Source organism: Methylacidimicrobium tartarophylax (assembly GCF_902143375.2).
Lineage (GTDB): Bacteria > Verrucomicrobiota > Verrucomicrobiia > Methylacidiphilales > Methylacidiphilaceae > Methylacidimicrobium > Methylacidimicrobium tartarophylax.
On sequence record NZ_CABFVA020000118.1, the window covers coordinates 1 to 11,681 of the forward strand.

General features: G+C 61.7%; 9 protein-coding genes, 2 pseudogenes and 1 riboswitch. Of the genes and pseudogenes, 2 read left to right on the plus strand and 9 right to left on the minus strand.

All coding sequences use genetic code 11. The features are described from left to right. The 8 genes and pseudogenes from MAMT_RS11900 to MAMT_RS11935 form a co-directional block, all read right to left on the minus strand. Positions 1–1,806, minus strand: a 1,806-nt coding sequence (locus MAMT_RS11900; RefSeq protein WP_142660939.1) for an AAA family ATPase, incomplete at its 3' end; no start/stop codon positions are given. After that, positions 1,803–5,351, minus strand: coding sequence for a helicase-related protein (locus MAMT_RS11905; protein ID WP_142660940.1), 3,549 nt, complete (start codon positions 5,349–5,351; stop codon positions 1,803–1,805). The genes MAMT_RS11905 and MAMT_RS11900, both read right to left, overlap by 4 nt. Further along, complete coding sequence (locus MAMT_RS11910; protein ID WP_142660941.1) at positions 5,348–5,566, minus strand: helix-turn-helix transcriptional regulator; 219 nt, start codon at positions 5,564–5,566, stop codon at positions 5,348–5,350. Before MAMT_RS11910 ends, MAMT_RS11905 begins: the two co-directional genes overlap by 4 nt. A gap of 241 nt (positions 5,567–5,807) precedes the next feature. Then, positions 5,808–6,215, minus strand: a pseudogene (locus MAMT_RS11915) (hypothetical protein); the annotation flags it as partial. Between the two features lie 130 nt (positions 6,216–6,345). Beyond that, positions 6,346–7,212 carry an abortive infection family protein gene (locus MAMT_RS11920; protein WP_142660943.1) on the minus strand — a complete coding sequence of 289 codons (867 nt, stop codon included), beginning with the start codon at positions 7,210–7,212 and terminating at the stop codon, positions 6,346–6,348. Positions 7,213–7,381: 169 nt separating this feature from the next. Continuing rightward, positions 7,382–7,584, minus strand: a pseudogene (locus MAMT_RS11925) (IS1634 family transposase); the annotation flags it as partial. Between the two features lie 56 nt (positions 7,585–7,640). After that, a complete protein-coding gene (locus MAMT_RS11930) occupies positions 7,641–8,090 on the minus strand; it encodes a hypothetical protein (protein ID WP_142660944.1) in 450 nt (149 codons plus the stop codon). Further along, entirely contained in the window at positions 8,087–9,136 is a 1,050-nt protein-coding gene (locus MAMT_RS11935; RefSeq protein WP_142660945.1) for a tyrosine-type recombinase/integrase, read from the minus strand. Before MAMT_RS11935 ends, MAMT_RS11930 begins: the two co-directional genes overlap by 4 nt. Positions 9,137–9,147: 11 nt before the next feature. On the opposite strand from MAMT_RS11935, the gene MAMT_RS11940 reads away from it, so the two are divergent. Then, complete coding sequence (locus MAMT_RS11940) at positions 9,148–9,480, plus strand: helix-turn-helix domain-containing protein (RefSeq protein ID WP_246186651.1); 333 nt, start codon at positions 9,148–9,150, stop codon at positions 9,478–9,480. Between the two features lies 1 nt (position 9,481). Here MAMT_RS11940 and MAMT_RS11945 read toward each other — a convergent pair whose 3' ends face one another. Beyond that, entirely contained in the window at positions 9,482–10,723 is a 1,242-nt protein-coding gene (locus tag MAMT_RS11945) for a cation:proton antiporter (protein ID WP_142660946.1), read from the minus strand. 121 nt (positions 10,724–10,844) lie between these two features. Next, positions 10,845–10,906, minus strand: a riboswitch (Fluoride riboswitch). Between the two features lie 338 nt (positions 10,907–11,244). Between MAMT_RS11945 and MAMT_RS11950 the strand changes: the two genes are divergently transcribed. Continuing rightward, positions 11,245–11,667 carry a hypothetical protein gene (locus MAMT_RS11950; RefSeq protein WP_246186652.1) on the plus strand — a complete coding sequence of 141 codons (423 nt, stop codon included), beginning with the start codon at positions 11,245–11,247 and terminating at the stop codon, positions 11,665–11,667. Positions 11,668–11,681: the final 14 nt, after the last annotated feature.

Consider the following 11,681-nt stretch of genomic DNA (forward strand, 5'->3'; position numbering starts at 1 on the left):
GTCCGCTCCCGTCGCGGCCGCCGCCTCGTCAAGCACGCTAGCGAGCCGCTCGACCTCTTTTCTCGTGTTATCCAACCAGATCCGTTCCCGCTCGAAGGCATCTGACCGGACCAGAATCTCGCTTCGCCCTTCAGTCTCCAGGAAAGCGATCTGGTCACGGACCTTCTGCAGCTCGGTCTCGACCTCCGGCAGCTTCGTTCCTTGCTCGGTCAGCCGCGTTCGAGCCGCCTGAAGCTCGGCTAGGGTCTCAATGAGCGCGCAGCGTCGATCCTCAATCGCGCGCAGCCGGTCAGCATCGATCAGGGCGTCCAACTCGCTACGCTGCGCTGCCGAGTCGCGGGCGATACGGGCGATCTGGCCCTGGGAGAGGATGCGCGGCACTACAAGGCTGCGCACGACGAGCGAGGCTGGCTTTGCGCCGGGCTGGTCGGGATCCGGCACGACCTCGATTCCCGACGCCAAGCGGCGAAGGCGATACGGGCGTTCGGCGACCACGATGTCCACCGCGATCTCGTGATTGGGTAGCAGCGTTCCCTTCGATTGCCCGAAATCGCGTTCCCGCTTCTGCGACAGGACGGACAGGACCGCCTCACGCAGATTGCCGGGCCCGTCATCGGGCAGGTCTTCGGTGCGCGCGCGGTCGAGAGCATAGCGAAGGTACTCGATGACGGTGGACTTGCCGGTGCCTCGTCCGCCGATCAGTGTCGTCAGGCACGGATTGACAGGAATCTCGATGTCCTCGAAGAAATCCGTGTTCTGGATTCTGATCCGCTCGATCCGCGGATAGGCTCGACCCGGCGGGCCCTCATCCATGCGGCGCAGCCGCGACTCCGGATCGAGGAGCGCCAGACGGATGCCCTCCACGTCGGGCACCTCCATCTTGAGCCAGGTGAAACGGCTGCCGATCGCCTCGTAGTTGTGGGGATCGGAGCACTCAACCAGCGGCCAGTGCTTCTGCTCCCGGTACCGGGCCTTCTGACCCTCCGTCAGGGAGTCCCAGTCCTCCGAGCGCCGAGCTGCGGTCCAGCGCCACAGAAGCTCCTTGAACGCCTGCAGAAGCTTTGTAAAGGGCACCGAAGCCTCAAAGCCGTGCCAGTCGCGCCGAGTCGTCACGTCCTGACGCAGGTGGCCCCTCATCTCATCCCACAGAGACGTTGGGACCGTGGCTTGGCTAACGGCCGTACTCCCGTCGACTTCTCGGAAAAGGCCTCGGCGGCCATTCACATGCGCAGGGAGAACCACGAACTCGAGCTTCCGGTCCCCGGACGGCGGCCGACAGTACTCGTAGAGTCGAGTGAGAAAGTCATGGACTGCTCGACCGGTGGCACGGGGTGTGCCTGTCCTCGGGTCGAATCGGTCGGCCGACCCGAATATGTGGGAGATCGCTCGGTCGATGGCGTCCGGATCAGTCGTTGCGGCAAAGATGACGAGGAAGTGGATGGGGCGTTCGCCGCCAACCGAAAACTCGACGCCTGGCAAGATGGCGGGCATTGCAAGCCCTTGGTCTTTGGCCTGCTGCGCCAGCAGCTCGAACTGTTTGCTCAGGTACCGATAACCGTCGATGCTGTTGTGATCGGTCAGCGCGACCAGATCCATTCCCGCAGCCCCGGCTGCCTCACGGCAGGCCGCCACAAAGCGCTCCGCGATCTCGGCAAGCCGCTGCGGCTTCGCTTTCCTGAAGGCCTCGATCGCCCCCTTTATGTCTTCTCCAAACTTCTTCTCCCCTTCAAAGGGGGTATGAACGTGGAGGTCGCACCGCAGCCATCGGGCGCCAGGTTCGGAAGGCTGGTATGGTCGTCCCCTCATTGGGTTGCGTCTTCACCCTGCCGAGACCAGTCGGCTTCTTCGACGAGGTATTGGATCTGGCGGTAAAGCATCCCCGGGTTGAGCCTTGAAATGGGGTCCTGGATGATGCGCAGCCGAGGGCGATCGCCCTTGCAGAAGGTGACGACGTAGAGCCAGGCCCGCTCCCCGAGCTGGCGCAGCTTGTCCATCTCCGGACCGGTCAGGACGATCGCGCCTGCTTGGGCGCGGCCCTTGACCTCGATGAAGCGCTTCTCTCCACCCGGCCCTTCGGACCGGACGTCGTAATGCTCGCCGTCCCGGCTCACGTCCGTGGGCGACCACCCGCGGCCGCGTTCGTAGCGCATGGTCACGTCCATGGCGATGGCCTCGACTTCGTCGTCACGGCGCATCGGAACGCCCAGCGACGGCGCTTCTTCATCGCTCTCCACCGTGGCAACAGGAACGGGTGCGATCACGGCCTCCGTCAGGAGATCGGGGAGGTTGGCGGTCAGCTTCATCATGAGCTCCAGCTCTTTCAGCCGATCTGCCTTCCTGGCCTTCAGCTCCTCGATGCGCTTCCGAAGCCGCTCGCTTTCCTCGGCGTTGTCGTCGCCGTAGAGTTGCGCCTGCTGAAGATCGTTCAGATCCTCCTGCAGCTCGAGGATGAGATCCGTGAAGGCCGTGTTCAGGTATTCCCGGCGCAGGTCGCACTCTTCGGCTCGAACGGCCTTCACCTGGTGGAGCTGCGGTTCGGTGATCTGCTCGTAGGCCCACTCCTGAATCTCCTCGGTAGACCTCGATTGCACGCCGGGAGCCGGCCCGACGCTCTCTGGAGCGATGCAGTTGAGCAGATACGACGGTGAGGTCGTGCGAAGGCCCATGTGGTCTTGAACGACTACGGCCAGCCGCTCGTGCGCCGGCGGCTTTCGGCGATCCTGCCGCCACTGCCTACGTCCATCCTCGATGGTCGAGCGGACAAGCCAGACCCGCTGGGGCTTGGCGATGTTCGGGTCCACGAGGGTGGCCCCTTTGGCGAAGGCCTGTCGCGCCTCCCGAATCGCCCACTCGATCAGGGTGTCGAAGAGCGGATGCCCGGGGCCCATGAGCTTCGTGCGCTCGGGGACACGCACCTTGCTCGCAACGCTGACGAGCTGTTTGTCGAAGACGAAGGGCGTGTCGTAGTTGTCAGACAGAGGCTGCCTCCGCTCCCGGGCGAGCTCGAGAAGGGCGGTCGGCGTCGATCCGATGTGCCATACCGGGAAGTGGTCGTCCTTGCGGACCGAGCCGCCGCAAGCCGTCCATGCACGCTCGAAGAACCGCTGGACGAACAACGGCTGCAGCCGACGCTCGTCGGATGCGTCGCGCAGCTCACGCGCTGAACTCAAATCGAGCCTTGAAGCGAGGGATGCCTTCTTCTGGAGGGCCATGAGCCGGCCGGCCTTTTCGTTCGATGCCGTCGACAGGGCGGCGTCGGTCTCTTGGGAGCCAGCCGATTCATCATCCGTGTCAATGGCGCTCTCGATCAGCCGCACCAGCGGGACATCCTCCAGCCACTCGTCGATCACGTCGTAGACGCGGTCGGACCCCATCTGTTCCCGCATCACGTCCAACTTCGAGAGGACCTTCTGGAGGACCGATCCCTCCCGGGTGTTCTGGGCGACCAGGTTGTAGACCCAGACGTCGTCGGCCTGACCGTACCGGTGGATGCGCCCCATCCGCTGTTCAAGCCGGTTCGGGTTCCACGGGATGTCCCAGTTGATGAGGTAGCGGCAGAACTGAAGGTTGATGCCTTCACCCGCCGCGTCGGTGGCGACCATAATCTTCGCCCGCGTCCTGAACTGTCGCTGGGCCTGCTTGCGCGAGTCCACGTCCATGCCGCCATGGATCGTGGCGACCGTGTACCCCTTCTCCTCAAGACGCTTGGCAAGGCTGTTCAGCGTGTCGCGATGCTCGGTGAAGATCAGGAGCTTCTCGTCCTCCGCGCGGATCACGTCGGAGGAATCGAGAACGGCGAGGAGTTCCGCGAACTTCGCTTCCTTGTGGTGCTTCAGGCTGTCAGCCAGCCGGAAGAGCCGTTCGACCTCGTCCCGCTCCTCCTCGACCTTGTTCGGATCATCGGTCAGCACCTGACGGAAGATCCTCTGGTCAATCCGTTCCCGTTCCTCCTCGGTCAGGTCCTCGTACTCCGTGATGTCGCGTGGATCGCTGGGGTCATGAGTTCCACGGAACAGCCGCTTCTTCTCCGCCTCGGGCCGGCTTGGATCTCGCAGTACGGAGAGGACCTCGTTGAGGGCGCGCAGCCGGTTTTCCAGAGTCCGCGTGATGGCGTAGAGGCTGCTGGCCAGGCGGCGCTGCATGACCATGAGAGTCAGCTCGACGTTCCGATTCCTCTTCGCCTTAGCCTCCTTACGCTTCGAGCGGACGTAGCTCGTTACTTCGTCATAGAGTTTCTTCTCCTCCGGGGTGAGGTTGTAGCCGATGGTTTTGGTATGGCGCTCTTTGAACAAGACCTTGTTCTCCCAATCGACCATCTCCTCCTTCAGGCGGCGAAGGAAGAATCGGTTCCGCGCCTTGCTGATCGGGCGCTCGTCTTCGAGGTCCTCTTCACCGGATGTTCCGTAGGGCGCTGCCTGCTCGCGAACGCGGTCGGCGACATGCTCATCCTTCTGGAAGAGGTCCTCGTCGAGGAGCAGGAGCAGCCGGCGGAAGGTGTCCTTTCTTCCCCGGTGCGGAGTCGCCGTGAGGAAAAGCAAGTGGTCGGTCTTGTGGGCGAGCGCCTTCACCGCCTTGTACCGCTCGCTCTCCTCTAGCTTGGTGCCATACTCATAGGCCGCGAGCTTATGGGCCTCGTCGACCACCACGAGGTCCCACTGGGTCTCAGAGGCGGCCTTCAGACAGCCCTCGTTCCGGGCGAGGAAATCGATGGACGTGACGAAGATGCCTTCTTCGTAGCGGGAGAACTGTCCGGGCTCGGCGTCGAAAGACGCGCGATTCACGAGCCGCGCGTAGAGTCCGAACTTCTCCTGGAGCTCCTCTTCTTTCCACTGCTTCGTCAGGCCACCCGGCGTGATGATGAGGACCTTCTGGAGGACTCCCCGGAAGAGCAGCTCCTTGATGAGAAGGCCGGTCATGATCGTCTTGCCGGCTCCCGTGTCATCGGCGAGCAGGAACCGGATTCTCGGAAGCGGAAGGAGATACCGATAGACAGCCTCGACCTGATGAGGGAGCGGGTCGACGATGCTGGAGTTGACCGCGAAGAGAGGGTCGAACTGGTGAGCGATGCGAATGCGCTCTGCTTCGGCTCCGAGGAGGAAAAGCCTGGCGTCGCCGTCAAAGGTATGCTGTTGGCCACGAACCCTGACGAGGGCCGCGAGTTCCTCAGCGGCCAGAGGACGCTTCACCATCCGACGGGACTGGAGCCCGACTCCCTCGACCAGCATCTTGCCGCCGAACGGAGCGATGCGTTGGATCTCGACGAGTTCGGAGGAGTCCAACCCCGAGACCACGTCGCCCGTGACGAGGTTGTGGTCATCTTTCGTCGTCACCGTGGGGTCCTTCGCACTCATCTGGACGTTTTCTTCCCCGGCGGCTTCGTGTCCCGGGAATCCAGTTCCTCTTTCGTCTCAACCAGTCGCTTCACGAGGAATGGGAGCGGCACCCGCTTGCCGTTCTCCCAGTGGTTCACGGTGCTGTAGGTTACGCCGACCTTCTGCGCGAACTGCTCCTGCGTGAGATTCAACCGTCGCCGAAAGCTCCCGGATGACCTCAGGGGTGGCTTCATTCTTCATTGCGGCACCTGAAATCCTACTGCTTTAGACAAGCGGCGCACATCTAGGGCGATATGCTAGGCTACATGGCAGGTGGCTGACAATCCTCTTGCGGTGAAGGCCGTAGGTCCCATCGATCAGAGGCCCGATCAGTGGTCGACCGGGATTGGTCTGTCTGCTGCACGGCGACGCAGGCCAGTGAGGGACGGACTACCCATGGAGGACGGCGCGGAGGCGGCTGGAGAAGCTTCCGGCCTATGGTTGGTGGCGGCGTCGCAAGTCGTGGCTGCGCAGCACCGGAAATTTGAACTTGGCACTACATGGGTCGGATCGCGTCTCGCAGGTCGCCCACGGCTCCCACGCAGCGATGCGGAAGGCAGAGAGGATTTGGCGGGCCTGATGATTGCCGGCGGTGACCCTGCGACGTTTCGCCTTCCCCAAGGAGAACTCCACCACGTGGATGGTTCGGAGGGCAGCCCACGCTTGCTCGGTGCAAAAAAGCAGATGGGCCGCCTTGAGTTTCTTCTCCAGGAGCCGGTCGAGCAGGAAGGCCAAGGCGGCGACGAAGACGTGTACCCGCACCCGCTCCGGATTCTGGTGGTCGATCGGTCGAAACTCGAGCACATCCTTGAGCTTCCGGAAGGCTCTTTCCAGCGGAAGTAGTGGTGGCCACCATGGAGAGAAAGAGGATCGGGGCCACGGAGGCTGCAATCTCCTCGCGCTTCCGAAGCTCCCCTTTTTCGATACGCTTGCCCTCATTCACCAAAGATCCGTCTTTCCCGCGATGCGTCCCCTACTGCTTGTGAACTCGCTGGTGTTGAAAAGATTCCAGGAGGAACTCGCAGAGCGTGAAAGCTGCGTTGACCGCAAGGCGCGCATGGCGCGCGGCTGGCTTGTATTTCCCGGCGTGCCGATCGCCGGCCTTGTTAGCAAACTCAAACAAACCGCCGATCTCGCGTTGCAGCCCCTCTAGAATGGCTTTCAGGCAGCTTTCCAGGGAGTCGTTCTTCGGCGCGAGATGCAGCGGTTCTGCGAGGAGCTTGTAGAGCGCGCGGATATCGCCCTCATTCTCGTTGAAGGTTGTCGCAGTCTTATGAAGGAGTTGTTTCAGGAACTCTTCTACCAGGGTGTAAGCGCTGGTGATGGCACCCGAAGAATCTCCAGTATCGATCTTTTTTTTGGCTTTCGCGATATGCTCGATGATCGACTCTTCAGACAATTTGACGAGTGACGGCACGTCCACAACTGCCCATTGGAGTGAGCGGACGACAAAGTAAGGTTCGGTTTCGGCGGTATTTCCATTCATACGCAAATACCGCTCCTCAATAATAACCTCATAACCGTCGCGCCGCAGGTCGGTGTTTAAGCGATAGGCCGCATGTTCAGGATTGAATCCGTCCTCACACCAAAAATCGAGCGCTTTGCAGATTATTAGCGACATCTTATCGGTGCCGTTGAACTTTTCCAGCTTCTCTTTGGTGTAGACCAAGCTCGATGGAGCCCCCGAGCGTGGATGCAAGTCCCGCTCGCCGAATTCCCGGAAAAACTCGGTTATTTGTCGAAGGGTGCGCGAGGGTGAAAATCTTTCATTCGAACCTGGCGGGCACTCTCCGACCATTAACTTGGCCAATGTGGCGAGCGTTTGTTGTGAGAGGTACATCGGCTCTTCGCTGACTTATGTGTTCGTCATTCGTCCATTACTAGTAGTGTAGTCAGAGGTGCTCTTGTCAACATAACGTTTTTCTCTTCTAACTTCCGATGTTTGCTGATCTTCCGCAATGGATGCTCGCAAGTGATTGCAGCAGAACGCTAAGAGTTTTTCGTTCTACCTACATGGCCCATTGAGGCGGGCGAGCAAAGAGCGGGAGCAGGTCGAGTTTTTGCAGCAGCGCGTTGAGGTCGGCGGAGATCTTAGAGAAGAACCCGATCAAAGGCCGTCCGTTCGGGGCGAGTCGGATCAAGCGGATCGCCTGAAGACGGTGGAGCACCTTGGGGCTTTCATTTCTTCGGTGAATCTTTTGGCCACCCGTTTGCTCCCAGGGCCAGCACACATCCCGCAAGCGAAAAAGAAACCCTGACCCGTTGCGACTACTCCACTTCGTGAGCCCGCGCGTCTTGCTCGAAGGGTGAGTCATCATAGCCGACGCGCGCGACCGATCGGAGATACTCGGACAGGAAGCCGGCGATGCCTCCGGCCTGCTCGTACTGGTAGACGTGCCGGCACTCGTGCAACAAGAGCCTAGTCGACAAGTGGCCTTCGCGCACCAGGATCGAATAGCCCAGGGTCAAGCCGGCCATATTGGGGCCGAGCAGTCCCAGTTGCCGAGCCGCCTCCGCAAGCCGAGGATCCTCCGGGACGGGAAACTGATGCAGGATTCGGAGGCGGATCCGTTCGGGAAAGCGAACACCCACCCTACTCGCTACCGAAAGCTCGGGATTCGAGAGCGCACGTCCCGTCGCCGCCGCGTCCGCTGCAACCGTCTCTACCCACTTAATGGCTATGGGCAGGAGCTGGGGCAGCAATGCTTCAAGATTCACGACAACCCTCCCTTGGGCACCTCGATCGCCCAATAGTCGGCCGCCTCCTCGGGCGTGACCAGCTCCCGGTATGTGTTGAAGAGGAGGGCCGTGCTCGTATGGCCCATGTTGAGCGCCATCTTGGCCGCGTCCCGAAAGTGGGCGAGATGGTAGGAAGCATAGGAATGCCTCTCGCCGTTGCGCGGCCACTTGGGGAGCCCGGCCCCCTTCATCGCCGCCACCCGCTTATCGACGGCGTTGGGTGGAACCACGGGACCCGCCTGCCGCTCGAAAGGCTTGAGCCAGGTGCTGAGGTTCGACTCGATCGGAACGAGCCGCCGACGCGCGGTCTTGCTTTTCTCGGCCGTCACCTCGATATGCCGACGCGCCAGCTTGATCTCCTTCCAATCCAGCCGTTCGATTTCGGCGGCGCGAAGGCCGGCGAAAAGCCCGATCGCATGCATCGGAACGATCTCCGGACAGAGAGCCCGGCATGCTTCGAGGAAACGGGCGGCTTCCTCGGGAGAAAAGATCTCCGGCGGCCGGTCGACGACTCTGGCGACGCTCGTTTTGACGATCGGATTTGCTGCGAGATAGCCTCGATCGACCGTGTGGATGAAGGCCACGCTCAGGTTTCGCCGAAAGTTGTTCCGATGGATCGGGGAGCCTGGAAGAGCCCGCAGCCAGTCGTCGATCTCCCGGCTCTCGAGGGAGCCAACGGGCCTCTGCCCGAACTCACGGGCCAAACGGCGCAAGTAGAGTCCGAGCTCATGAACATATCTCCGGCTTCTCCCGTCCTGGCCCTTGACGCGGATTACCTCCGAAAAGAGCTCCCCCACCGACACGCTCCTTCGCCTCGCCTCCAAGGTCGCCACGTACTCGCGGACGGCCTCGATCAGGGACTTGCCGTAAGGTTGGAGGGCTTCCTGGCAGCGGAGCGCCTCCTCGGCGAGCGCCGGAGAGATCCGCTCGGCGCAATGGCCGAGCCGGTTGACCGCGAGCTTATGGCGCCGGTCTGTCGTAAGCAAGTGAAGTGACCGCTTGGGTATTGGGGCTGGAGGGTCCATGAGATGGGGGCATGGACGGCTATGGCGAAGCGGAAGGATGGCGGGTCATGAAAGTTCAGGAGGTGATCATGCGGGCGATGGCCAAGCGGATCAGTTGGTTGGATGCGGCGGAGATCTTGGGATGGAGTCCTCGGACGCTTCGGCGGTGGCGAGCTCGATACCGAATTCGGGGATACGACGGGCTTTTTGATCGGAGGAAGCGGAGGCCGAGTCCGCGGAGGGTGCCGATGGAGACGGTGGAGAAGGTTCTTGGGCTCTATCGAGAGCGCTACGAGGGATGGAACGGGCGGCATTTTCACGAGAAGCTTCGGGAGAAGCATGGTATTGAGTTGAGTTATTCCTGAATCAAGTGTGCGTTGCAGACGGCTGGGCTGCTGCCGAAGCGGCGGCGGGAGCCGGCGCCCCCTCCTCTCCGGCATGCGGATGCACCGCAGCGGTCTTCGGCAGGCGATGGCGCGGAAGAAAGAAGCTATTGGCGATCACGGTTGGGATGATGGCGGTCCCGATGATCGCCGCCACTAAGGTCGAATATTGACCCTTCTCGATAATCCCATGGGTGAGGCCGAAGAGCGAGGTGATCGTCCCGAAGGTGAGCCCGGAGGACATCAAGAGCGTGGTGTACATCGCTTCCTTGTGGGTCGACCCGTAGAATTTCGCGACCGGATAGACGCTGCCGATCTTGACAATGGCTTCCGCGAGAAGAAAGAAGAGGACGCCGGCCGGAGCGGCGATCACGGCCGGAATCGAAACGAGACAGCCAACGCGCGTGAAGTAGAACGGGGTGAGAAGCCCGATCGTCACCGTGCGCAGGCGCCGGATCAACAAATGATCGCGTCCGACGCTTCCCGCGAGCGCCACCCCGATCACATAGGCCGGCAATACCGCCTCGGTGCCGGCCCAAATGGCCAGCGCCCCCATCCCGAGCAGGCAGAAAAGCAAAAACTTAGCCTCCAGCTCCGAGGGCCTCTCCCCATAGCGCCGGAAGAGGTGTCGGGTGATCCAGGGAAGCCCTACGAAAGCGGCCGCTAAGGAGGCCGCGAAGATCAGCGTTTTGCCCGTAAAGGGAGCAAACACCAGACCGAGCGTGACGACCGTGCCGAGATCGGTGACGAAGCAGGCGGCAAGGATCGTCTTCCCGAAGTCGGTTCGATTTAAGCCGAACTCCATCATCACGGTATAGATGACCGCGAACGAAGTCGCCGCGAGGGCGATGCCGGCAAGGATGCTCGGCATGAGCTTCCAACCAAGAAGATAATGACCCGCGGCCGCGCAGCCGAGCGAGGGAAGCAGGAAGCTCGCCAAACCCACCGCCGCCGCCTCTTTCCATTTCCGCCGGAAGACATGAGGGTCGATCTCGGCACCCGCCAGAAATGTGAGCAGAACGGCTCCGATGCCGGCGAAGACCTCGATCCACGGCTCGTTCGCTCCGAGGGCGTCGGGACCGATGGTAGCTCCGAAGACCATGGATGCCGCCATCCCGACGATGATTTCGGACAGTGCCGCCGGGATACGGAGCCAATTCGAGGCGAGGCTCGCAACCAAGGCCAAGGCAAACCAGAGTGCCGCAAGCGCCCAGACTGCAGTCACGGGCAACCTCGCATGAGGAATGCGAACCTGCCGGCTTTCGAGTTTACCTTAGAGCCCGGACTCCGAATCGGCCTAGCCGTCATCTGCCGCATGACTATAGCGACTCCCTTTACTACTGGCGCAGTCGGTAGGAGTTATCAGCCTAGGCGGCGGTCTTCGGGGACCTCCATCCCCTCGGGGAGGACATCCTAAAGAGGAGTCCATCCCTGTCAAGGGCCAAACGTCGCCTATCGTAAGCAAGTGAAGTGACCGCCGCGAGGACAAGTGAAGTGACCGCTTGGGTGTTGGGGGCTGTAGAGTTCATGAGATGAGGGCATGGACGGCTTTGGCGAAGCGGAAGGATGGCGGGTCATGAAAGAGGGCTCTTTTGCAGCCTCTACAGCGACCGGGGTAGCCATTTCTTCCACATGCCCGAGGCGGGCAAGTAGGCAGGCCGAAACCGGCTCACGCCAGACGGTCGAGCGCTGGCGCAGTTGGGCATTGAGCACATCCCCAGCTACTGTCCACAGGGCCGAGGACGGATGGAGCGCTTCTTCGGCACCTGGCAGGGGCGGCTGCCGCGGGAGATCGAGGCGGCGGGCATAAAGACCCTGGAAGCGGCCAACAAGTACATCCGGATGAAGTTTCTTCCCTGGCCTAACCGCACCCTGTCCGTAAAGCCCAAGGAAGAGGAGAGCGCCTTTGTCCCGGCCGGAGGAGCCGACCTGGAGGGGATCCTCTGCGTTCAGGGCGACCGGATCGTCGGCAACGACAACACGGTCCACTGGGGGCGGAAGAAGCTCCAGATCTTGCCCCAAAGCTGGCGCAGCGGCTTGGCAAAATGCCGCGTCCGGGTCTGTGAGCATCTCGACGGCAACCTCAGCGTCCGGTACGGCCACCGGATCGTGGACTGGTACGACTCGGAGGGCAAGCTGCTGGAGCTATACAAAACCAAGGCGGCTTAAAAGAGGAGCAGAAC

Bases quoted from the DNA above. Each gene is read 5' to 3' on its own strand.
- MAMT_RS11950 (WP_246186652.1), top strand. From the start codon at position 11,245: ATGGAGCGCTTCTTCGGCACCTGGCAGGGGCGGCTGCCGCGGGAGATC.
- MAMT_RS11935 (WP_142660945.1), bottom strand. From the start codon at position 9,136: ATGGACCCTCCAGCCCCAATACCCAAGCGGTCACTTCACTTGCTTACG.
- MAMT_RS11910 (WP_142660941.1), bottom strand. From the start codon at position 5,566: ATGAAGCCACCCCTGAGGTCATCCGGGAGCTTTCGGCGACGGTTGAAT.
- MAMT_RS11940 (WP_246186651.1), top strand. From the start codon at position 9,148: ATGGACGGCTATGGCGAAGCGGAAGGATGGCGGGTCATGAAAGTTCAG.
- MAMT_RS11905 (WP_142660940.1), bottom strand. From the start codon at position 5,351: ATGAGTGCGAAGGACCCCACGGTGACGACGAAAGATGACCACAACCTC.
- MAMT_RS11920 (WP_142660943.1), bottom strand. From the start codon at position 7,212: ATGTACCTCTCACAACAAACGCTCGCCACATTGGCCAAGTTAATGGTC.